The sequence below is a fragment of the Ralstonia pickettii genome, from assembly GCF_016466415.2.
Lineage (GTDB): Bacteria > Pseudomonadota > Gammaproteobacteria > Burkholderiales > Burkholderiaceae > Ralstonia > Ralstonia pickettii.
Window position 1 is genome coordinate 990,971 of record NZ_CP066771.1, and the last position, 22,576, is coordinate 1,013,546.

Annotated in this window: 19 protein-coding genes and 3 tRNA genes; 14 read left to right on the forward strand and 8 right to left on the reverse strand. The window is 64.6% G+C overall.

The genetic code is table 11. The annotated features are described in order from the left end of the window. Nucleotides 1-123 precede the first annotated feature (123 nt). Genes RP6297_RS04725 through RP6297_RS04735 form a run of 3 tightly spaced genes read left to right on the forward strand, consistent with a single transcriptional unit; the run spans nt 124 to nt 1,384 of the window. A complete protein-coding gene (locus RP6297_RS04725; RefSeq protein ID WP_050775643.1) occupies nt 124-363 on the forward strand; it encodes a hypothetical protein in 240 nt (79 codons plus the stop codon). 34 nt (nt 364-397) lie between these two features. Beyond that, entirely contained in the window at nt 398-1,105 is a 708-nt protein-coding gene (locus RP6297_RS04730; protein WP_009238509.1) for a response regulator transcription factor, read from the forward strand. A gap of 27 nt (nt 1,106-1,132) precedes the next feature. Next, nucleotides 1,133-1,384 carry a GlsB/YeaQ/YmgE family stress response membrane protein gene (locus RP6297_RS04735; protein ID WP_009238508.1) on the forward strand — a complete coding sequence of 84 codons (252 nt, stop codon included), beginning with the start codon at nt 1,133-1,135 and terminating at the stop codon, nt 1,382-1,384. Between the two features lie 305 nt (nt 1,385-1,689). Here the strand turns inward: RP6297_RS04735 and RP6297_RS04740 are convergent, their stop codons facing one another. Next, nucleotides 1,690-2,445 (reverse strand): FadR/GntR family transcriptional regulator, encoded by a 756-nt coding sequence (locus tag RP6297_RS04740; protein ID WP_009238507.1) that lies wholly within the window; start codon nt 2,443-2,445, stop codon nt 1,690-1,692. Nucleotides 2,446-2,531: 86 nt separating this feature from the next. Between RP6297_RS04740 and gudD the strand changes: the two genes are divergently transcribed. From gudD to RP6297_RS04765, 5 genes are all read left to right on the forward strand, one after another. Next, nucleotides 2,532-3,902, forward strand: coding sequence for a glucarate dehydratase (gene gudD, locus RP6297_RS04745; RefSeq protein WP_009238506.1), 1,371 nt, complete (start codon nt 2,532-2,534; stop codon nt 3,900-3,902). A gap of 94 nt (nt 3,903-3,996) precedes the next feature. Next, nucleotides 3,997-5,289 carry an MFS transporter gene (locus RP6297_RS04750; protein WP_009238505.1) on the forward strand — a complete coding sequence of 431 codons (1,293 nt, stop codon included), beginning with the start codon at nt 3,997-3,999 and terminating at the stop codon, nt 5,287-5,289. A 10-nt stretch (nt 5,290-5,299) separates the two neighbouring features. Beyond that, nucleotides 5,300-7,711, forward strand: a complete 2,412-nt coding sequence (locus RP6297_RS04755) for a glycoside hydrolase family 31 protein (protein ID WP_009238504.1) — start codon at nt 5,300-5,302, stop codon at nt 7,709-7,711. A gap of 93 nt (nt 7,712-7,804) precedes the next feature. Beyond that, complete coding sequence (locus RP6297_RS04760) at nt 7,805-9,013, forward strand: porin (RefSeq protein WP_009277361.1); 1,209 nt, start codon at nt 7,805-7,807, stop codon at nt 9,011-9,013. Further along, on the forward strand, nt 9,013-9,948 hold the full coding sequence (locus RP6297_RS04765; protein ID WP_009238502.1) for an aldose 1-epimerase: 936 nt from the start codon (nt 9,013-9,015) through the stop codon (nt 9,946-9,948). Before RP6297_RS04760 ends, RP6297_RS04765 begins: the two co-directional genes overlap by 1 nt. A 331-nt stretch (nt 9,949-10,279) precedes the next feature. On the opposite strand, the gene RP6297_RS04770 is transcribed toward RP6297_RS04765, so the two are convergent. Beyond that, nucleotides 10,280-10,355, reverse strand: a tRNA-Lys gene (locus RP6297_RS04770). 39 nt (nt 10,356-10,394) lie between these two features. Next, the gene (locus RP6297_RS04775) at nt 10,395-11,321 is read right to left on the reverse strand and encodes a LysR family transcriptional regulator (RefSeq protein ID WP_009238501.1); all 927 of its coding nucleotides are present in this window, start codon (nt 11,319-11,321) and stop codon (nt 10,395-10,397) included. Nucleotides 11,322-11,413: 92 nt separating this feature from the next. Here RP6297_RS04775 and RP6297_RS04780 point away from each other — a divergent pair, with 92 nt between their 5' ends. Both RP6297_RS04780 and RP6297_RS04785 read left to right on the forward strand, forming a co-directional pair. Continuing rightward, nucleotides 11,414-12,517: a YeiH family protein gene (locus RP6297_RS04780; protein ID WP_009238500.1), complete on the forward strand. Its 1,104-nt coding sequence runs from the start codon at nt 11,414-11,416 to the stop codon at nt 12,515-12,517. A gap of 147 nt (nt 12,518-12,664) precedes the next feature. Beyond that, nucleotides 12,665-13,399, forward strand: coding sequence for a DUF899 domain-containing protein (locus tag RP6297_RS04785; RefSeq protein ID WP_009238499.1), 735 nt, complete (start codon nt 12,665-12,667; stop codon nt 13,397-13,399). Nucleotides 13,400-13,438: 39 nt separating this feature from the next. On the opposite strand, the gene RP6297_RS04790 is transcribed toward RP6297_RS04785, so the two are convergent. From RP6297_RS04790 to RP6297_RS04810, 5 genes are all read right to left on the reverse strand, one after another. After that, a tRNA-Leu gene (locus tag RP6297_RS04790) sits at nt 13,439-13,529 on the reverse strand. A gap of 79 nt (nt 13,530-13,608) precedes the next feature. After that, nucleotides 13,609-13,684: transfer RNA gene (locus RP6297_RS04795), tRNA-Asn, on the reverse strand. A gap of 110 nt (nt 13,685-13,794) precedes the next feature. Continuing rightward, nucleotides 13,795-14,124: a ferredoxin FdxA gene (gene fdxA, locus RP6297_RS04800; RefSeq protein WP_009238498.1), complete on the reverse strand. Its 330-nt coding sequence runs from the start codon at nt 14,122-14,124 to the stop codon at nt 13,795-13,797. Nucleotides 14,125-14,302: 178 nt separating this feature from the next. Further along, nucleotides 14,303-15,997, reverse strand: a complete 1,695-nt coding sequence (gene recJ, locus RP6297_RS04805) for a single-stranded-DNA-specific exonuclease RecJ (protein ID WP_009238497.1) — start codon at nt 15,995-15,997, stop codon at nt 14,303-14,305. A gap of 12 nt (nt 15,998-16,009) precedes the next feature. After that, nucleotides 16,010-17,089 carry a hypothetical protein gene (locus tag RP6297_RS04810; RefSeq protein WP_009277362.1) on the reverse strand — a complete coding sequence of 360 codons (1,080 nt, stop codon included), beginning with the start codon at nt 17,087-17,089 and terminating at the stop codon, nt 16,010-16,012. Nucleotides 17,090-17,160: 71 nt separating this feature from the next. Here RP6297_RS04810 and RP6297_RS04815 point away from each other — a divergent pair, with 71 nt between their 5' ends. The 4 genes from RP6297_RS04815 to RP6297_RS04830 all read left to right on the forward strand — a co-directional run bounded on the left by RP6297_RS04815 (nt 17,161) and on the right by RP6297_RS04830 (nt 22,558). Next, nucleotides 17,161-18,411 (forward strand): lipoprotein-releasing ABC transporter permease subunit, encoded by a 1,251-nt coding sequence (locus tag RP6297_RS04815; RefSeq protein ID WP_009277363.1) that lies wholly within the window; start codon nt 17,161-17,163, stop codon nt 18,409-18,411. After that, nucleotides 18,404-19,132 carry a lipoprotein-releasing ABC transporter ATP-binding protein LolD gene (lolD, locus tag RP6297_RS04820; protein ID WP_009238494.1) on the forward strand — a complete coding sequence of 243 codons (729 nt, stop codon included), beginning with the start codon at nt 18,404-18,406 and terminating at the stop codon, nt 19,130-19,132. Before RP6297_RS04815 ends, lolD begins: the two co-directional genes overlap by 8 nt. Nucleotides 19,133-19,216: 84 nt before the next feature. Next, nucleotides 19,217-20,029: a TatD family hydrolase gene (locus RP6297_RS04825; protein WP_009238493.1), complete on the forward strand. Its 813-nt coding sequence runs from the start codon at nt 19,217-19,219 to the stop codon at nt 20,027-20,029. A 9-nt stretch (nt 20,030-20,038) separates the two neighbouring features. After that, nucleotides 20,039-22,558: a DNA internalization-related competence protein ComEC/Rec2 gene (locus RP6297_RS04830; protein WP_009238492.1), complete on the forward strand. Its 2,520-nt coding sequence runs from the start codon at nt 20,039-20,041 to the stop codon at nt 22,556-22,558. Nucleotides 22,559-22,576: the final 18 nt, after the last annotated feature.

A 22,576-nucleotide genomic window follows, 5' to 3' on the forward strand; every position in this document is an offset into this window, starting at 1 on the left:
GTGTGGCCTTTGCCACACTTCCTTTTCAATCATTTGCATTTCGGCACGGCGGCGGCCCTACAGTTCATTGGCCGACCCGCACAGCATGCACCGGTGACACACCGGTCGAGAGACGACGGCACCTTGGAAAAAACCGAGCACAGACACGCCCGAGGCGCCACGTATGTTGAGCCAGATTGCACCGATGTTTTGACCGAATGCGATTACGAATGCATTCGCGCGCAACTGCATCACGCCCTGCGCGGTAACGGGAATCCGCCGCAGTTCAAAGGCTTCTGGCTGGCTGGTCGGCACGTATCCATGTGGCGCGGCGGTGGTCGCGACGACAGCAATGCACAACAACATCGTCGCACCACCGCCTGATTGCGCCGCACGCAGTCAACTACGAAACCGAGCCATGAAAATCGGTCTGATCGATACGCACCTCGCCCGCCAGCAGGCGATCCACTCCGCGTTGCAGCCCACGCGCTTTGAGTGTGTGCCGCTGTTTCTCTCTCGCCAGGTTTTTGAAGCCATCGACTTGCACGGCATCAACCTGCTGATGGTCGGTGCGCATGCGCACGACATGCCAGGCCTGTCGTTGGTGCGCAGCGTGCGCGAGCGCGTGGGCCCTGGTATGGCGATCGTCTACCTCGCCGACGGCCAGGCCGATACCGAAACCGCAGAGGCGCTCAACCACGGTGCAGACCTGTGCTTCCAAGGTGATATCCGTGCGCCTGAGTTGCTGGCGCGGCTCGATGCGTTGATCCGCCGCTTTGCCGTGAGCCGCGCCGTGCGGGCGTCGGAGATTCGCCTGGGGCCGTATACGCTCGATCGGCAGAATCGTTCCATCCGCCTGCGTGATACGTCAGTGTCGGTACATGCGCGTGAGTTTGAATTGGCGCTGTTGCTCTTTGCGAATGCTGGGCGCGTTCTTTCACGCGCCGATATTGAACTGGCGCTCTGGGGCCGTGAGTTGAGCCCGTATTCACGCACGCTCGATACGCACGTGTCACGCCTGCGCAAGAAGTTGCTGCTGGGTACGGAGAACGGCCTGCGCCTGCGCGCGATCTATGGACAGGGCTTCTGTCTGGAGCGCGTGATCGACGCCGAAGCAACGCACTGACAGCCTTGACCCGCCGGAGCCGCTGCCATGCAATTGCTCTGTATCACCATCCTCATCGGCTTTCTGGCCGGGCTTGTGGCCCGATGGGTGACGCCGCGCAGCGGCGCAAGCGGCTTCGTCCTCACCATCATGGTCGGCATTGCCGGTGCGCTGGCCGCGGCCTTTTTCGGACAGTTGCTGCATTGGTATGAGCCAGGCCAATTGGCGGGGTTTGCCGGCGCGGTCGTGGGCGCCGCCATCCTGCTGGCCGGCTATCACGTGCTGGCACGCGAACGCTGAGTCGGTCGTTTCAAAGTCGAGCCCCGCAAGTCGGGGCTTTTTTGTGGGTGAAGCAGTGGAGGAGATTTGACCGCCCACTGCCAAAAGAAACGCCCTGACACTCGGGACAGCAGCATCAGGGCCAAGAAGACCGCGGCTCTCTCTTCCGCGGCCGGAGCGCACCCACGAGGGGTCGGTGCAAGCTCAGGTTACGTGGCTGAGAGCGGGCGAATGCAAATCTTTATCAACAGCGCTGAGACCGGCGATTCTGGACGGTGCTGAACGCCTGATAAGACGTCGTACAACATGCCGCCGTGTTGGCCCGCTCAGCTACCCGTTGCGGTCGTTTGAGTGCCAGCCGCTTCGTGCGCCCGGCGCAGACGCTCGCGGCTGTTTGACAGGTGCATGCGCATGGCGGCGCGAGCGGCTTCAGGATCTTTCCGCGCAATGGCTTCGAAGACGCTGTGGTGCTCGCGGTTGACCGTGGCGCGCAGTTCGGGCGCGTTCAGATAGCCGACCTGCGCCAGCCCCATCCGCGTGCGGGGAATGAGCGTCTTGCCGAGCTGGGCGAGGGCGCCCACGAAGTGTTCGTTGCCGGTGGCGCGGGCAATGCTCAGATGAAACTGGAGGTCGGAGGTGGCGCTGTCGTTGCCCTCCGCCTGGTCCTGCTCGATGGCTTCGAGCGCCAGACGCAGCGCCTCGATCTCGGCCGCGGAGATGCGCTGTGCGGCCAAGCCAGCGCATTCCGTCTCAATGGCGACGCGCAGTTCCAGCATGCTCAAGATCTCGTGCATCGTCGACGCATCGCCCAGCGGGATGCTGTTGTCGATGCGTGGCGGCAGCACAAAGCTGCCGATGCCGTGACGCGTTTCGATCAGCCCCTTGGCTTGCAAGCGCGAAATCGCCTCGCGTACCACCGTGCGGCTCACGCCCAGCGCTTCCATCAACGCGGATTCCGTGGGGAGCTTGTCCCCAATCCGCAGAGATTCACTGGCAATGCGCCCTTTGACGTGGTCCACCACCACGTCCGCCAAGCTTTGGGTGCGGCGCACGAGCGTTGCGGGCGAGCTGACGGTGGGCATGCGGTCTCCGGAAAGGGGCGGGTTTACCAGGGGTGGTTCGACAAGAATGTGTCAATTATAGTCGCGTCCATGTTGTACGACGACTGATGACACGCGTGATGACAATCAATCACTCAGCCACCGAACGCGCAGTCAACACGCCGCGCGTCACCCGCCTCCAGGTCATTCCCGTGGCGGGCCGTGACAGCATGTTGCTGAATCTGAGCGGCGCGCATGGCCCGTTCTTCACCCGCAATATCGTCATCCTGGAGGACTCCGCAGGTCATACCGGCGTAGGTGAGGTGCCCGGCGGCGAGTCCATCCGCAAGACCATTGAGGACGCGACGCCGCTGGTTGTCGGACAACCGATCGGCGCGTACAACAACGTACTGAACAGCGTGCGCCGTCAATTTGCCGATCGTGATGCCGCTGGCCGGGGGTTGCAGACCTTCGATCTGCGCACCACCGTGCATGCGGTGACAGCGCTGGAAAGCGCGCTGCTGGACTTGCTCGGCCAGCATCTGGGCGTGCCCGTGGCGGCCCTGCTGGGGCAGGGGCAACAGCGCGCCAAGGTGCCGGTGCTCGGCTACCTGTTCTTCGTGGGCGATCGCAAGCGCACCGACCTCGACTATGCAGACGGCAGCGATGCCACGGACGACTGGACCCGCGTGCGTCACGAAGAAGCGCTCACGCCGGAGGCCGTCGTGCGCCTCGCCAAGGCCGCCCATGCGCGCTACGGCTTCAAGGATTTCAAGCTCAAGGGTGGCGTGCTGAGCGGCGATGACGAAATGGTCGTCACGACTGCACTGGCCGAGGCCTTTCCCGAGGCGCGCGTCACGCTGGACCCGAACGGGGCGTGGTCACTGGCCGAGGCCATTCGGCTCTGCCGCGACAAGCACGACGTGCTCGCCTACGCCGAAGACCCTTGCGGTGCGGAAGGCGGTTACTCGGGCCGTGAGGTCATGGCCGAATTCCGCCGCGCCACCGGCCTGCCGACGGCCACCAACATGATCGCCACCGACTGGCGCCAGATGGGGCACGCCATCCAGTTGCACTCGGTCGATATTCCGCTGGCCGATCCGCACTTCTGGACGATGCAGGGCTCGGTGCGCGTGGCGCAGATGTGTGACGACTGGGGCCTGACCTGGGGTTCGCACTCCAACAACCACTTCGACATTTCGCTGGCGATGTTCACGCACGTAGCAGCAGCCGCACCGGGCAACATCACCGCCATCGACACGCACTGGATCTGGCAAGACGGCCAGCGCCTGACGCGCGAGCCGTTCCAGATCGTGGGTGGCGAGATCGATGTGCCGGCAGCACCGGGCCTCGGTATCACGCTCGACATGGCGCAACTGGAGAAGGCTCACGCGCTGTACGAGCAGCACGGCCTGGGCGCACGCGACGATGCGATGGCCATGCGCCAACTGATTCCCAACTGGCAGTTCGACAACAAGCGCCCCTGCATGGTGCGTTGACTGTTGACCGCTACGGCGGAAATCGAGGCGGCGCCCGTTGTAGCACGCCGCCTCGTACATCGGTAACCAATAAAAAAATATCGGAGACAACACCGTGAAGACCATCAAGGGCTTGCGCTGGTGGATCATCGTGCTGGTGTGCCTGGGCACGATCGTCAACTATCTGGCGCGTAACTCGCTGGGCGTGCTGGCGCCCACCCTCAAGAGCGAGCTGGGGATGAGCACCCAGCAGTATTCCTACGTGGTGGCGGCCTTCCAGGTCGGCTACACGATCATGCAGCCGGTCTGCGGCTTTATCGTTGATCTGGTCGGTTTGCGTATCGGCTTTGCACTGTTTGGTGTGTTGTGGTCGTTTGCCGGCGTGCTGCATGCGGGCGCCACCGGCTGGCTGTCGTTGGCGGGTTTCCGCGCCTTGATGGGGCTGACCGAAGCCGCGGCCATTCCGTCCGGCATGAAGGCGGTGGCCGAATGGTTTCCGGACAAGGAAAAGTCCGTCGCCGTCGGCTGGTTCAATTCGGGCACCTCGCTGGGTGCGATGTTGGCGCCGCCGCTGGTGGTCTTCCTGCATCTGCGTTACGGCTGGCAGTCTGCATTTGTGGTGACTGGCGCCATCGGCTTCCTGTGGGCCGCGCTGTGGTTTGCGTTCTACCGTTCGCCAAAAGGCCATGCCGCGCTGTCCGATGCCGAGCGCGAAAAGATCATCGGCGGCCAGCTCCGCCCGGTGAGCGCAGAGCGCGGCAAGCGCCCGGTCAAGGACGTCGTGACGTCCCGCCGCTTCTGGGCGATTGCGCTGGCGCGCTTTTTTGCCGAACCTGCCTGGCAGACGTTCAGCTTTTGGATTCCGCTTTACTTCGTCAACGAGCGTCACCTCGATCTGAAAGCCATCGCCATGTTCGCGTGGCTGCCATTCCTGGCGGCTGACCTGGGCGGCCTGGCCGGCGGTTACCTGTCGCCGTTCCTGATCAAGCGCTTCCGTATTCCGCTGGTGTGGTCGCGCGTTTGCGGCGTTGTGCTGGGTGCGTTCATGATGATCGGTCCGGCGTGCGTCGGGCTCGTGGCGTCTCCCTATACGGCGATTGCGCTGTTCTGCGTGGGTGGCTTTGCGCACCAAATGATCTCCGGCCTGGTCAACACGCTGTCTGCGGACGTGTTCGATCCGGAAGAGGTGGGCACTGCCAGTGGCTTTGCAGGCATGTCGGCGTGGATTGGCGGCCTGGGCTTCTCGCTGTTGGTGGGCGCGTTGGCTGACAAGGTCGGTTATGGTCCGCTGTTCGGCCTGCTCGGCGCGTTCGATCTGATTGGCGCGGCGTTGCTGATTGTGCTGATTCGCGGTCAGTCGCATGAAGAACGTGCCGCCCGCGAAATGAAACTCTCTGCTTCAAGTTAGGTTGAAACCGATGTCGATGTTGAATCCCCCCCGATTCGAAGTGCAGGCGCACGAAGGCAACCGGCTGCGCCTAGCCAGCAGCGCTGGCGCTGCGATTGAACTCTTCGTGCTGGAAGAGGACATCATCCGCGTGCTCGTGCTGCCGCAGGGTGACCTGCGCGGCCCGGCCACGTGGTCGATTGCCCCCGGCGGTGACGACACGCCCCTCGAAGGGCGTGACCGCCGCGACCTGAGCGGCTTCGCGCTGCCCGCATTTGCGTTGCACAGCGATGCCGACACGCTGCGCGTGGAAACCAGCAAGATTCGGCTGAGCGTTGCGCTCGCAGGCGGCTTCTGCACATGGCAGATCCACGGGGCCGGCGGATGGCAGACCGTGCTGAATGATCGCCCAACGCAGGCCTACAACTTCGGCTATTGGGACGAGCAGGTCTACCACTACGTGCGCCGCGAACCCGGCGAGATGTACTTCGGCCTGGGTGAGCGCGCCGGCGACATGAACCGTGCGCACCAGCGCTATGAGATGCGCAACATCGATGCGATGGGCTACAGCGCGCGCACGACCGATCCGCTGTACAAGCACATCCCGTTCTACGTGACGTGGCAACCGGAAAACCGCACCGGCTTCGGGTTGTTCTACGACACGCTGTCAGATTGCAGCTTCGACATGGGCCGCGAGCTGGACAACTACCACGGTCACTATAGGTACTTTGTCGCGCCGCATGGCGATCTCGACTACTACTTCATCGCCTCGCCCGACACGCCGCTCGACGCCACGCGCCGCTTTACGTGGATGACCGGCCGCCCCGCGTGGATGCCGAAGTGGGGCCTCGGTTATTCCGGCTCGACCATGACGTATACCGACGCGCCCAACGCGCAGGAACAGATGGCCGAGTTCATCAAGGGATGCCGTGAGCACGACATCCTGTGCGATTCGTTCCATCTGTCGTCGGGCTATACGTCGATCGGGCCGAAGCGCTACGTCTTCAACTGGAACACCGACAAGTTCCCCGATGCGCGCGGCTTCGTCCAGAGTTATCTGGACGCGGGCATTCGCCTGTGCCCGAACATCAAGCCGTGCCTGCTTCGTGATCACCCGAAGTTCGAAGAAGCCCGGGAAGCCGGCCTGCTGATTTGCGACGCAAGCGGTGAGCCGGCCTGGGTGCAATTCTGGGATGAGGTTGGCGCGTATCTCGACTTCACCAACCCGAAAACGCTGGATTGGTGGAAGGCCAACGTCAAGAGCACGCTGCTCGAATACGGCATGGCGTCCACCTGGAACGACAACAACGAGTTCGAAGTCTGGACCCCCGACGCGTTCGCGCACGGGTTTGGCAAGAAGGCGCCCATCCGTGAAGCCAAGGTGCTGCACACGATGCTGATGATGCGCGCCTCGCGCGAAGCGCAACTTGAGTTTGCGCCGCAGCGCCGGCCGTTCCTGGTGTCGCGCTCGGGCGGTGTCGGCATGCAGCGCTACGTGCAGACGTGGTCCGGTGACAACTACACCTCGTGGGAAACGCTGCGCTACAACCTGAAGATGGGCCTGGGCCTCGCGCTGTCGGGCGTCTCGAACATCGGCCACGATATCGGCGGGTTTGCGGGCCCGGCGCCTTCGCCGGAATTGCTGGTGCGCTGGGTGGCGTTTGGCGTGTTCATGCCGCGCTTCTCCATCCACTCGTGGAACGATGACAAGACCGTCAACGAACCATGGATGTATCCGCAGGTCACCTCGCAAATTGCCTCGCTGATCAAGCTGCGCTACCGGCTGATTCCGTATCTGTATGAACTGTTATGGCAATCCACGCAGGCCTATGACCCGGTACTGCGGCCGACGTTTGCCGAGTTCCCGAACGACCGCCGCTGCTACGCCGAGTGCGATGACATGATGCTCGGCGCGTCGCTGCTCGTGGCGCCGACGGTGGACGAAGGGCAGACCCATCGCTCTGTCTACCTGCCGACCGGCGCGCGCTGGGTGTCGTACTGGAGCGGCGAGGCGTTCGAGGGCGGACAGACCATCACGCTGCCTTCGCCGTGGGACCAACCCGTCATGCTGATTCGCGAAGGCGGCGTGATCGCGCTGAACGTGGCGGAGCAGCATTTCGACCGGCGCGCCGATCAACGCGGCTTCCTCGTCGTGCCCATGCAAGGCGTTGGCGAATCCGCTGGCGGCTGCGTTGAAGACGACGGCGAAACCGAAGCGTGGCGCCGCGGCGAGCAGGGCCGCTGGAGCGTGCGCGCAGTGTCGGATGCGCAGGCGATCACGCTGCACGTCTCGCGCGAAGGCAAGATGCCGGCGCCGGCCGACACGGTGGAGATTCACTTGCCCGCCGGCGATGCGCGGCCAGTACAGACGCCGCATGCCCGCGTGCTGGAAACCGTTGTTGCGGGTGGCTGGCGCCGCCTGACGTTGCAATTGCCGGCCTAGTGCCGCATTTCCGCTGCGCATCACGATCGGGTCCGCAGAGGCACGGTAATGCGCAGTGTTCCCTTGGTGTAGGAGATTTCCGAGATCACAACGATGAAAACCACACGAGCCAAACGTGCCGTTTCGATCCGCCCGGTCTACGCATCTGTTGCGCTGCTCTGCGCAGGCGCTTCGATGCAGGCTGCAGCACAAACGTCGGTCACGCTGTATGGCGTGGTCGATAACGCCTTTGCCTATTCGAGCAACCAGGGCGGCCATTCCAACACTTACATCAACTCGGGCGCCTTGCTGGCCAGCAAGTTTGGCCTGTACGGCACGGAAGACCTGGGCGGCGGCAACACGGCGCTGTTCCGGCTGGAGAGCGGTCTCAACGCCGCGACGGGGCAACAATCCCAAGCTGGGGTCATCTTTAACCGCCAGGCCTACGTCGGCCTGAGCAACACCAACTATGGCCAGGTCACGCTGGGCCGTGCGTACACGCCGTACTTCCAGTACGTGGCATCGCTGGGCCCGACCAACGTGCTGACCGGTGCCACTGGCGCGCACCCGGGCGATGTCGATGCATTGGATACCACGCTGCGCTTCAACAACTCCGTCACCTACACCACGCCGGTGCTGGGCGGTCTGCAAGCGGGCGTGCAATACGGCTTTGGCGAGCAGGCCGGCAGCATTTCGAATGGCAGCAGCGTGAGCACCGGGCTGCGTTACGACTTCCAGGCCTTCTCGTGGGGCGTCGGCTATACGCGCCTGAAGAACGTGTCGACTGGCACGACGGCCGGCAACTTCAGCAACGTCGGGACGTTCGCCAACAACTCGCCGGTCAACGCCGGCTATGCCACGGCAGACTCCGCGCAGCTCATCGCCACGGCCGCGCGCTATACGTTCGGCAAGTTGATGGTTGGCCTGAACTACTCGAATGTTCAGTACAAGCCGGGCGCGCTGTCGCTGTTTACGCAATCGGCCACGTTCAATACGGTGGGCGCGATTGCCACGTACGATCTGACGCCCGCATTGCGGCTCGCCTTCGGCTACAGCTACACGGCTGAGAAGGCACGCAACGGGATCAGCTCGCCGGCCAAGTACAACCAGTTCTCGATGGAGCAGCTGTATTCGCTGTCCAAGCGCACCGCGTTCTATGCGATCCAGGCGTATCAGCGCGCCAACGGCCAGACGCTGCGCGCTTCGGGGACGAGCACGTCCATTGTGGATGCGGTGGCGTCGGTGGGCGACTCGCAGAATGGCACGCCGTCGAACGGACGCAGCCAGTTCGTGGGCATGGTCGGCATTCGGCATTCGTTCTGATGCACAGCAAGACTTGGCTTGCGCCTGGCCCGGTGCACACGCTGCGGGCCGGCGCGTTGACGATGGACGTCGCTCCGGCGGCAGGTGGACGCATTGCCTCGCTGGCTTCGGCCGGCGAGGGCGGCCGGCGGGTCGACTGGTTGGCGCCGATGTCGGCCGAGTCCTTGCGCGACGGCTTCGAGGGGCTGGCATGGCCCAAGGCCGGCTGCTATCCGCTACTGCCGTTCTCCAACCGCATCCGCGATGGGCGCTTTGAATGGGGCGGCCGCGAGATCCGTCTCGCGCCGCATCCCGGCCAGGCCCACGCCATGCACGGACTGGCGCATGCGCGTGCTTGGACGGTGGAGCGGATGACAGCGTCGTCGATCGAACTCGGCTTGCGCTATGTGCCCGAGGCAGACAGCTGGCCCTGGCCTTTCACCGCAACGCAAACGCTGGTGCTGACTGAATCCGGGCTGGATGCCGTCATGACGCTGCGCAACGATGGCGACAGCAGTATGCCGGCCGGTGGCGGCTTCCATCCATACTTCGCACGCACGGCCGATACGCGCGTGCAGTTCGATGCTGCGACGATGTGGCCGACCGACGCCGGTGAAGTTGCCGTCCGCCGCGAGCCGATCACGCCGCGGGAAGATTTTCGTCACGCCCGTGCATTACCCGATGCCGCGCTCAGCGTCTACTACAGCGAATGGCAGCAACGTGCGGTGGTGTCCCGCGCGGGCGGCGAGCTCACGCTGAGCGCCGATGACCCGCTCGACCACTTCATCCTGCACGCACCGGACGCGCAGCCGTATTTCTGCCTGGAGCCCATTTCACATGTGGCCGACGCCATCAACCTGGCGGCACAAGGATGGGAAGGCACTGGCCTGCGCGCTTTGGCGCCTGGCGAGACGTTGCACATGCGCATGCAACTGCGCATCGAGGCAATGGCCTGAAATGCAACGCCGGCGCCGGCCTTTGGCGGTGCCGAACAGTTCCGCCTTGTCGGTCGCTGCTCAAGCCGCGGCCAACAAGGCAGCCCAGGCCGATCGGGCCACGTACAGCACGCCGCCTGCCGTATCCTGGCGTCGACGCGCGCGCATCGCTGCACCTCAGTTACACCTGCAAGCAGTTATGAGGCGCTCCGCATTCTTGTGCTTGCTGCTGGCCGGCTGCTCAAACGTTTCGCAGGTCATTGAAACCCGGTTGGGATGAACGTGCCCGTGCCCGCGCGAGATTGCAGAAATGAAAAAGGCCCGACAGTTGCCTGTCGGGCCTTTTAAATACTGGTGGGGCGTGAGTGACTCGAACACTCGACCTACGGATTAAGAGTCCGCTGCTCTACCAACTGAGCTAACGCCCCGCGAAGAAACGAGAATATATCAACCTTTTTTGGATCGCGCTAGTCCCCTGCGCGAATTTTTTTCGAATCGACGCTGTGACTGCGTAGCACGTCGATGAATTGCGTGAGCCCGTGCGTGGGGTGCTTGTCGCGATGGCGCACGATCAGCAGCGGCCGGGCAATGCGCGGCAGGCCGCTGTCGACTTCCACCAGGCGGCCGTCACGCAGCGCGTCGGCCACCACGTGGCGCGACAGGCAGCTAATGCCGTAGCCGGCGGCCACCGTGCGCTGGATGGCTTCGGAATGCCCGAGTTCGAGTGCCACGTGCAGCGGCCCGACCACCGAAGCGATGCGGCTATCGACCAGTTCGCGCGTGCCGGAGCCGGGTTCACGCATCAGCCAGCCCGCTTCGCGCAGCGCCGCATGCGAGACGGGTCCCGTTCCTTGCGTGAGCGGATGCCCCGGCGCGGCAACGATCACCATCTCATCGTCGATCCACGTTTCGATCTCTAATGCTTCGCCGCGGCACGTGCCTTCAATCAAGCCGATGTCGACCTCGAAACGCTGCACGGCATCGACCACGTCCTGCGTGTTGCCGATCAGCACGTCGAGCTGGCTGTCCGGCGCGATCTCGTGCCGGAAGCCCGCCAGCAGGGCTGGCAGCACATAGTTGCCGATCGTGCTGCTGGCCGCGAGCTTCAGGCGCACGTTCGGCTGGGCGGTCGCGTGTTCCAGCGCATCGGCGTGATCGAGCAGCGCCTGTGCTTGCGGCAGAAGTTGCCGGCCTAGCGCATTCAGATGCAGGCGCCGCGCATGCCGGTCAAACAACGGATGCCCGAGCGTGGATTCCAGCTCGGCCAGCGCCGCGCTGACAGCGGATTGCGACAGGCCAAGAGCTTCGCCGGCAGCGGTGGTCGTCTCACTCTGCGCGATGGCGGCGAAGACGGCCCACTGCCGCAATGTGACGCGAGGCGCTTTGTTATCCATAAAAGTGGTTGGAATTACGAAAATTACCTGTTTTACATGTTATCACGGCCCGCATATCGTTATGCGCATATCGAATAAGCAAGGCGGATGTGATGACGACTGCGCAGAAACAGCTGGCACCCTCGAGCATGGCGGCAGGGTTCGATGCGCGGACGCTTGCCAGCGTGACGGTGTTGTTCGGCTGCGCGGGCGTGGCCGTAGCGCTCGGTGCCATGCCGTGGGCGGAGCATCTGGGCCTGAGCGCATTAACGCTCGCCATCCTGCTCGGCATGGCCGTGGCTCATGTCCCTGGTCACCAGCGCTGGCTGACGCCAGGCGCGATCCAGTTTGCGCGACATACGCTGCTGCGGGCCGGCGTGATTCTCTACGGCGCTCGGCTGACGCTGGCGCAGATCCAGGATCTGGGTACGTCAGGCGTGGTGATTCCCCTGGTGGTATTGGCCGCGACGATGCTGGCCGGTACGTGGATCGGCACGCGCTGGTTTCGCCTCACGCGCTCGCAAGCCGTGCTGGTGGCGGCGGGCAGTGCGGTGTGCGGGGCCGCGGCCGTGCTGGCCGTCGCGCCGGCGGTGAAGGCGTCACCGCGTGAGACGGCCGTAGCAATCGCCAGCGTGGTCCTGTTCGGCACGGTCGGCATCTTTCTGTATCCGTGGCTGTACGCGCTTGTCGCACATGCCGGTGCGGCGGTCACGCCGGAACACTTTGGCGTCTACATCGGTGCAACGGTGCACGAGGTCGCGCAGGTGATTGCCGCCGCGCGCCCGCTGGGCGACGACGCCACCAACGCCGCTGTCGTCAGCAAGATGGTGCGCGTGCTGGCGCTGGCTCCGCTGCTTGTGGTGCTGGCATGCATGACGCCTGCTGAAGCGTCGGCTTCCGCTTCGGCGCCTTCCGAGGGTGCGCTTCGCAAGGCCGCCGGCCATGCCTGGAAGGCGATGCCCTGGTTTGCGGTGGGCTTACTCGCCGTGACACTGCTGAATTCCGCTGGTGCGATCCCCGCTGCGTGGCATGCCCCCATTGATGCCATCGACACCGCCATGCTGGCCTGCGCGATGTTTGCCATCGGCACGCAAACGCATGTGCCGATGCTGCTGAAGTCCGGCGTGCGACCGCTGCTGTGTGCCGCTGTGCTGTGGGTAGGTCTGGTGGGCGGCGGCGCGCTCATCAATGTGGGCGTGCGGTTGCTGATGGGCTGATCCGGCACCTGAAATGACATGCGCAGAGGCGGCTGATTCTCTTCCATGGCGGGCAAGTCGCATCCGGTTGGCGACTTGTGCGCCGCGGCTTTTCATTCGAGTGCGGCCGCCTAGTATGAAGTCCTGAGTCTTAGACAAGGGGCAATCATGCAAGCGCATCCCGTCGTTTCAAGAGACGAATGGCTTATCCAACGCCGAGCGTTGCTGGCGCGCGAGAAAGAGGCCATCCATCTGCGCGACGCCATCAACGCCGAGCGCCAAGCGCTGCCGTGGGTCAAGGTCGATGCGGCATACGTGTTCGAGTCGCCGGAGGGCAAGAAGACGCTGCTCGACCTGTTCGACGGCCGCAGCCAACTGATGGTCTATCACTTCATGCTCGGCCCAGACTGGGATGCGGGCTGTCCGGGGTGCTCCTTCCTGTCCGACCATATTGGCGGAATGCTGCCGCATTTGAACCACCACGACGTGACGTTCGTCGCGGTGTCCCGCGCGCCGATGGACAAGATCGCCACCTACAAGAAGCGCATGGGCTGGCGATTCGCGTGGGTGTCGTCGTTCGGCTCGACGTTCAATCACGACTATCGCGTGAGTTTCTCGCAGGACGAACTCGCAAGCGGGTCGGTCGACTACAACTACGCGGCTACGCCACGCGAAGAGGCTCACGACGAACTGCCTGGAATGAGCGCGTTTTACAAGGACGAGGCGCGCAATGTCTTCCACACGTACTCGACGTATGCGCGCGGCTTGGAGGACATGGTTGGCACGCTGCTGCTGCTCGATCGCGCGCCGCTTGGCCGCAATGAAAACGGCCCGATGTCATGGGTGCGCCGTCACGACGAATATGAAGACGCGCCGAACACGCACGGCTGCAGCGCGACGTAACACGCTGGTGCGGAGGAGGGGAGGAAGCGACGAGGGGATTGGTGCCCGGAGCCGGGATCGAACCGGCACGCGCCGATTAGGGCGCAGCGGATTTTAAGTCCGCGGTGTCTACCAATTTCACCATCCGGGCATGACGATCGGTGCAAACAATACACGCACCGATGCCACAAATGAAAACGCCCCGCACGAAGCGAGGCGTTTTGTTATTTTGGCTCCCCGACCTGGGCTCGAACCAGGGACCTACGGATTAACAGTCCGGCGCTCTACCGACTGAGCTATCGGGGAATCGCTGCAACAGCGAAGAAATGAATTCTAGCTAGTTTCCGTTCTACCCGTCAACACCTTTTTTCGCGATGCTCTACAAAAAGTGTGCGGGCAGGTTGGCTTGAGCGAGTTCAGCCGCGGTCGAGATACTGTTCCTTGTCCTTCACGTCCTTCCAGTCGTCGGCGTCGGGCAAGGGTTGCTTGGTCTTGGTGATGGACGGCCAGCCGGCTTGCGCCAGCTCTGCATTGATGGCGATCCATTTCTGCTGATCGGCAGGCACGTCTTCTTCGGCGTAGATAGCGTTGACCGGGCACTCGGCCACGCAGACGGCGCAGTCGATGCACTCATCCGGATCAATGGTCAGGAAGTTCGGGCCTTCGCGGAAGCAGTCGACGGGGCAGACGTCCACGCAGTCGGTGTACTTGCAGCGGACACAGCTTTCGGTAACGACGTGAGTCATTTCGCTTGGAAGTTGATGCTAGGAATTCGTGGGGCGCGCGGTCCTGGATGCTTGGGCGTTTCCATACCGGCAATCTCGCATTGTAACGCACCGGCCGTGCCCGATTGCTGCGTCATCTTCGCGCCGTCAGACAGTTTTGGCATGTATTTATGCGTTGGCGCAAGGTTTGTCCAATCCGCTATTGCGCGTGCTCGATCACCATCTGCACGCGCGTGATGCCATTGAACGTGTTGTTGTCGAGCCGGTAGGCCACGTACGCCGAGGCGCCGAGCGGCTCTGCGTGGTTGAACCAGATCGCGTCGAAATGCTGCTTGCCGCGGCCGAGCTTGAGCTTCAGGTGCTTGTCTTTCAGCACCGCCTGCGATAGCACGTCGAACTCGCCGCAGAAGCTTGGCGCCGGAAAGCCCTGGCCCCAGACCTGGGTTTCGAGCAGCTCGACGAACTGCGGCGTGAAACATTCGGGGTCGGCTTCGCCATCGGTTTCGAGCACGCGCGAGAGCAGCGCCTCGGTCAACCATTCGCGGCCGACGGCCTCGAAGGTGGCGACGAATGTCTCGAAGCCGTCTTCACGCAGCGTGAGCCCCGCTGCCATGGCGTGGCCCCCGAACTTGACGATCAGCCCGGGGCTGCGCTTGTGGACGGCGTCCAGCGCATCGCGCAGGTGGAAGCCTGGAATCGAACGGCCCGACCCCTTGATGACGCCGTCGTCGCCGGGCGCGAAGGTGAACACCGGGCGGTGGAACTTGTCCTTGATGCGCGACGCGACGATGCCAATCACGCCCTGGTGCCACGTCTCGTTGTAGACCGCGATGGTGTGGCGGCCGGCGCCATCGATGGCGTTCATGCTGTCGAGGATGGCGAGCGCTTCCTGCTGCATGCCGGCTTCGATCTCGCGGCGCTCGCGGTTCATGCCGTCAAGTTCAGCGGCGATGGACATGGCGCGGTCGTAGTCGTCGGTGAGCAGGCATTCGATGCCGAGCGACATGTCGGCCAGCCGCCCTGCAGCATTCAGGCGCGGGCCCAGGCCGAAGCCCAGATCGAACGTCGACGCGCGACGTGCCTCGCGGCCGGCCACGCGGAACAACGCGGCAATGCCCGGACACATCCGCCCGGCGCGCATGCGCTTGAGGCCCTGCGCGACCAGCAGGCGGTTGTTGGCGTCGAGCTTGACTACGTCGGCCACGGTGCCGAGTGCCACCAGGTCGAGCAGCGCATCCAGGCGAGGCTGATCCTGCGGCGTGAACACACCGCGCTTGCGTAACTCCGCGCGCAGCGCCAGCAGCACGTAGAACATTACGCCCACGCCCGCCAGGTTCTTGCTCGGGAAGCCGCAGCCCGGCTGGTTCGGATTGACGATCACGCGCGCCTCGGGCAACTGCGCCCCGGGCATGTGGTGGTCCGTCACGACCACGTCGATACCCAGCGCGTTGGCGGCCGCCACGCCCGCCACGTCTGCGATGCCGTTGTCGACGGTGACCAGCACGTCCGGCTTCTCGTGTGCGGCCAGTGCGACGATTTCGGGCGACAGGCCGTAGCCGTACTCGAAGCGGTTCGGGACGATGTAGCTGACCTGCGCGCCCAGCATGCGTAGGCCGCGCACGCCCACGGCACAGGCGGTGGCGCCGTCGCAGTCGTAGTCGGCGATGATCAGCAGCCGCTTCTTGGCGGCGATGGCATCGGCGAGGTAGCGTGCAGCGTCGTCAATGCCCTTGAGTTGCGCCGGGGGCAGGAGGTCGGTCAGCTCGGTCGACAGTTCGTCGGGCCGGGCGACGCCCCGGGCGGCGAGGATGCGTGCAAGGACAGGGTGGATGCCGTGGCCGGCCAGCGTGGTGGCGGCGTCAGCAGAATGCGAACGGACAGCGATGCGGGTCATGCGGGATCAGGCTCAAGCGGCCATCGAAAGCGGGGAGAGCGCATCACGCAAGGTGCGTGGACGACTGAAGCGGCGCAGCCAGCCGAACGGGCCAATGGCGAGTTCACGGCGGGTGACGCGGTAGTGGGCGTAATGCGAGTCGCCGGTCAGCACGAGCGAGACGGCGTCGATGCGGCCGTCCGCCAGCGCATCGGCGGCGGGGGAAAACCAGTCGCGATCGTAGGCGCGCAGGGTTTCGATCCAGTCGTACCAGTCGGCGGAAAGATAGGGCTTGCCGGCGTCGCCCAGCAGCGCGGCGGCGCTTGTGTCGTCGAACGGCACCGCGGCCAAGGTTTCGGCGCAGAGTTCGGTGGCGTGGCCGGCGTGGCATAAGCCGGCGAAGAACGGATCAGCGCCGATCATGCGCTCGGCAATGGGGCGGGCGTCAACCAGCGCGCCCTGGCCGAATAGCCAGACCGAGTTGACCGGCAGCAGGCCGCGCGCCTCGCGTGCCTGATTGACGGGGTGGTCGTACCACGTCATCTGGATCTCGTTCTGGAACTTGCGCCAGGCGCGCTCCTGCTCGCCCTTGTGCATCCAGATGTCGATGTTGTGGCCGGTGGCGCGCTGCGGGGCGGCGGCAATGAGGTCGCCAAAGGGCGAATCGGCGACGTACCAGCGCGCGGCGTGCATGGCATCGAGCGTGATCCCCATCTCGTCAACCAGGGGGGCGATGGCAGCGCGCAGGGCGTCGGCGTCGGCGGCCTCGAGGCGGAGCTGGGCTGGGTCGAGCATCACCAGATGGTCCCGGGCGGCGTGGATGTGGACCGGCTGCAGGCAGGCCCAGGTGCGCGTGTCGGCGGTGCCGCCGTCCGCCAGGCGCATGTAGGGCGCGGACGGCAGCGGAGAAATCGGCAGCCCGGCGTGCTTGGCCAGCCAGCGCTCGTGCGGCAGCGTGGGCAGGTAGGCGTCGTCGTGGCGCTCGCGCTCGGCCTCGCGCGCACGTGCGAGCAACCTTTCCAGGCCCGGCAAGGTCAATTGACGGTAAGCGTCGTCGGCCACCTCGGCAGCGGGCGCGCAAAACGGGACAATCAGGGTGAGTTCAGGAATCATGGCTCCGAGATTGTAAACTTCCGGCTCGTCGGCCAGTGAGCCGGACAAATCACACCCACGGGGAACCCCCTTTGAAACTTCCATACGAATGGCAGATCGGCTGGCGGTATACACGCGCAAGCAAGCGCGCCAGCCGCAACAGCTTCATCTCTTTCATTTCGCTCATCTCCATGCTCGGCATTGCGCTGGGGGTGGCGGCGCTGATCATCGTGCTTTCGGTCATGAACGGCTTCCAGAAGGAAGTGCGGGACCGCATGCTGTCGGTTCTGGCCCATATCGAAGTGATGGCGCCGAACAGCCTGCCGGACTGGCAGCGTACCGCCAATGAGGCGATGCAGAACAAGGAAGTCATCGGCGCGGCGCCTTACGTGGGCGCGCAGGCCATGATCACGCGCGACGAGGCGGTGCGCGGCGTGCTGCTGCGCGGGGTGTCGCCGGCGGACGAGCCGAAGGTGTCGGACATCGCCAAGGATTTCAAATCAGGCACGATCGATGATCTGAAACCCGGCGAATTCGGCATCGCCCTGGGCAGCCAGCTCGCCAATGGCCTGGGCGTGCATCAAGGGGACAAGGTCACGCTGGTGGCGCCGCAGGGCACCATCACCCCGGCGGGCGTGTTGCCGCGGCTGAAGCAGTTCACCGTGACGGGCATCTTCGAATCGGGCCACTACGAGTTCGACAGCTCGCTGGCGCTGGTCAACATGGACGACGCTGAACGCCTGTTCCGCCTCGATGGCCCGACCGGCGTGCGCCTGAAGCTGGTCGACATGGACCGCGCCCCGCAGGTGGCCGAAGCCCTGTCGCGCACGTTGTCCGGCGAGCTGTACATCCGCGATTGGTCGCGCCAGAACCGCAACTGGTTTGCCGCCGTGAAGACCGAGAAGAAGATGATGTTCATCATCCTCACGTTGATCATCGCCGTGGCGGCGTTCAACCTGGTGTCGACGCTGGTGATGACGGTGACGGACAAGCAGGCCGACATCGCCATCCTGCGCACCATGGGCGCACAGCCGGCGTCGATCATGAAGATCTTCATCGTGCAGGGCGTGGCGATCGGGTTTATCGGCACGTTGCTGGGCGTGGGCTTCGGCACGCTCATCGCTTACAACATCGACGTGATCGTGCCGTTCATCGAGCGTCTCTTCCACGTGCAATTCCTGCCGCGTGACATCTATTTCATCAGCGAACTGCCCTCGGACCCCCGCGTGAACGACATTGCGACCATTGGCGTCATTTCCTTCATCCTCGCGTCGGTGGCGACGCTGTATCCAAGCTGGCACGCCTCGCGCGTGAACCCGGCGGAGGCACTGCGCTATGAGTGAGGCCGTCATGACTTCCATGGAAGCGCCGGCCGCGGCGCCGCAGGGTGTGGTGGTGCAAGCGGAAGGGCTGTCCAAGTCGTTTCGCCAGGGCGGTTTGAACGTCGATGTACTCAAGGGTGTGGACATCCGCATTGGCGTGGGCGAGAAGGTCGCCATCGTCGGCGCGTCGGGCTCAGGCAAGAGCACCTTGCTGCATGTGCTGGGCGGGCTGGATGAACCGACGTCGGGCCGCGTTTCGCTGCTCGGCAAGCCGTTCACGGCCATGAAGGAGCGCGAGCGCAATACGCTGCGCAACCAGGCGCTCGGCTTCGTCTATCAGTTCCACCATCTGCTGCCCGAATTCACGGCGCTGGACAACGTCGCGATGCCGCTGCGCATCCGGGGCGTGGAAGAAGCGCAAGCGCGCCACACCGCACAGGCGATGCTCGAACGCGTGGGTCTGGGCCCGCGCACGGCACACCGTCCGGGTGAGCTGTCCGGCGGCGAGCGTCAGCGCGTGGCGATTGCGCGCGCGCTGGTCGGGTCTCCAGCTTGCGTGCTGGCTGACGAGCCGACCGGCAATCTCGACGATCACACCGCCGGTGAAGTGTTTGACCTGATGCTGGAACTCACGCGCACGCTGGGCACGAGCTTTGTCATCGTCACGCACGATATCGAGCTGGCCGGCCGTTGCGACCGCATCTTCCGCCTGCGCGACGGCCATCTGCACCAGGAGCGCTAAGCCCGCCAGCATGATCGGAAAAGGCGGATTCCAGAAGTCCGCGCTTTCCGGTAGGTTGCCGCTTTTCCCTACGCAGAACTGACCATGTGGATCGACACCCATTGCCACCTCGACGCCAGCGACTTTGATGCCGACCGTGATGCGGTCGTCGCGCAGTCGCGCGCGGCGGGCGTCGATCACATCGTCGTGCCGGCAGTCGCGCGCTGGAACTTCGATACGGTGCGCGCGTTGGCCCATCGGCATGCCGGGTGCAGTTATGCGCTGGGCATCCATCCGATCTACGCTGCGCAGGCCAGCGACGATGACCTGCTCGAACTGCGCCGCCAGGTCGCCGCGTCCATGGACGACCCGCGCTTCGTGGCCATCGGCGAGATCGGCCTCGATTTCTTCATCCCCGACTACGACGTTGAGCGGCAGAACGCCGTGTTCCGTGCGCAACTGCGCATCGCTCGCGAATTCGACCTGCCTGTGCTAATGCACGTGCGCAAGTCGCAAGATCAGGTACAGAGCGCCGCGGCCAAGGCGGGTGTACGCGGCATTGCGCATGCGTTCAACGGCAGCCCGGAACAGGCGTATCGCTTTGTCGATTCCGGTTTCAAACTGGGGTTTGGCGGCGTCTTTACCTTTTCGCGCGCCAATCGTGTGCGTCGGCTGGCGCAGGACATGCCGATCGAGTCGATCGTGCTCGAAACCGACGCGCCTGACCTCGCGCCAGCCTGGCTGGCCGATGATCAATTCGGGGTGCAGGGCGGTGTGCGCAATGCACCCACGGAAGTCGCGCGCATTGCCGATGCGATGGCGCAACTGCGCGGCATCTCCATTGAGGCGCTGGCCGAGCAGGCGCGCCGCAACAGCGTCGACGCCATTCCCCGCCTGGAAGCGCTCCTGCAAGCCTGACGCTCGCACATGCGTCTGCGGTTGATCGGCTTTGTTGCCGGCTGCGTGGCATTGCAGATGCAGGCGACGCTGCTGCCGGTGTGGCTGCCGCTTGGCGTGCTGGTGCTCTGTCTATTGCTGGCGGCGGTCTCGCGGCGTCGGCTAACGCTGTTTCACGTGTTGCTGGTCGCCGCCGCCGTTGCGGCAGGCTTTGGCTGGAGCGATTGGCGCGCGCAGCAGCGCATGGCCGTGGCGCTCAGCCCTGCGTGGGAAGGCAAGGACATCGTCGCGACCGGCGTGGTGGCCGAGTTGCCGCAGCTCGGCGATGACGCCACCCGCTTTCTCTTCCACATCGAATCCAGCAATGCAGGTGGTGCCGTGCCACCCCGCGTGCGCCTGTCCTGGTATGGCACACGCACGTGGGGCAACGTGGGCGAGGAAGATGCAAAGCCGGACCGACGCGCCGGCATCCCCGATCTGCAGCCCGGCCAACGCTGGCAATTGACGCTGCGCCTAAAGCGCCCGCACAGCCTGACCAACCCCGGCGGCTTTGACGGCGAATACGCGATGCTGGCCGACAACATCCGGGCCGTCGGCTATGTGCGTACAGGCAAGCGCGCGCAGAACATTGCACTGGATGAGGCGGGCACCGGTTTCGGAATCGGCGTGGAGCGCTGGCGCGCCAGCGTGCGGCACCGCATCCTCGATGCCTTGCCCGATGGGCGCTACGCGGCTGTCATTGTCGCCCTGGTGATGGGCGACCAGAGCGGCATCGCCCCCGACGACTGGGACCTGTTCCGCCGCACCGGCATCAGCCACCTCGTCAGCATTTCGGGGCTGCACATCACGATGATCGCCGGGCTGTTTGCAGCGTTGTGGATGGCGCTGTGGCGTCGCTCGTTCTGGCTGGCGCGCTGGGTGCGTACGCCATTGCCGCTGCGCATGCCGGCCCCGCGCACAGGCGCCATCGCCGCCATGCTGGCGGCGTTCGCCTACTGCCTGCTCGCCGGGATGGGTGTGCCGGCGCAGCGCACGCTGCTGATGCTCTCCACCGTAGCCATCGCCCGGCTGACCGATCGGAATGTGCCGGCCAGCCTCTCGCTGTGCTGGGCGGCGGCCGCGGTGGCGGTGATGGACCCGTGGGCGGTCATGTCGGCGGGGTTCTGGCTGTCGTTCGGCGCGGTGGCGATCATCTTCATCGCGGCGCAGATGGCGCTCGATGGCCATCGCAGTGAAAACGCAGGCTGGGTTGGAGCCACGCGCCGTGCGCTCGCCGGCGGTACGCGGATTCAGTTCGCCGTCACATTCGGGCTGTTGCCTTTGACCTTGCTGTTGTTCCAGCAGACGTCGGTCGTCTCTGTTGCGGCAAATGGGCTGGCAATTCCCGCGGTGAGTTTCGTGACGACACCGCTGGCGCTGATCGGCGCGGCCCTCCCGGACCCGCTGGCGCAGCCAGTGCTGGCGTTGGCCGAAGCGAGCTTCCGGTGGCTGGTCGTCTGGCTTGAATGGCTGGCGAAGCCGCGCTGGTCTGTGTGGGTTGCGCCGGTCGGGCCCATGTGGGCAGTGTTGCTGTCGATGGTTGCAGTGGCGCTATTGCTGGTGCCGGGTGGCTTGCGCGCATGGGCGTGGCGCGCACAGGGCGCCTTGCTCCTCTTGCCGTTGGTACTGGCGCGCGAGCCATTGCCATCGCCTGGCGAATTCCGGCTCGTCGCGTTCGACATCGGCCAGGGCGCTGCGGCCTTGGTTGAAACGGCCAACCATCGCCTGCTGTTCGACACCGGTCCGCGCTACGGCGACCATGCGGATGCCGCCGCCCGCGTCATCGCTCCCTATCTGCGAGCACATGGCGTGGAAGCGCTCGACACGCTTGCCGTCAGCCACGAAGACAACGACCACGCCGGTGGCACCGAAACGGTGATCGGCGCGGTGCCGGTGCGCACCATGTTGGCGTCTTTGCCTCCGGGGCATGCCCTGCGCGGCACGGCCGATGCCAACAACATCGGTTTTGCCGATTGTTTGGCTGGGCAAGCATGGACGTGGGACGGCGTTGTCTTTGAGGTGCTGCACCCGCGGCGTTTGCCGGCTGAAAGCGAGCGCGTGTCCAGCAACGCCCGCAGTTGTGTGCTGCGTATCGCCAATGGCCGCCACGCCGCCTTGCTGACCGGCGATATCGAAGCTGCCCAGGAACGGGCCCTCATCGCCGCAGAAACGCCTGAGCGACTGATGGCAGACATCTTGCTTGTGCCTCATCACGGCAGCAAGACAAGCTCCAGCGGCGCGTTCTTGGACGCGGTTTCTCCGCAAGTGGCGGTTTTCCAGGTCGGCTACCGCAATCGGTACGGACATCCGCATCCGCAGGTTTGGCAGCGCTACGTAGCGCGCGACATCGACGGGTTGCGCACGGACAAGACCGGTGCCGTCGTCATTCAGACCGACGGCGATGTGCTGGACATCCAGACCGCGCGCGCCATGCGGCCGCGCTACTGGTCTTCCGCACGCGAAGTGGACCCCCTGGCAACGGCCGCCGGCGCCTTCGATGCCCCGCCGTGAAACTTGGTGGCATAACCG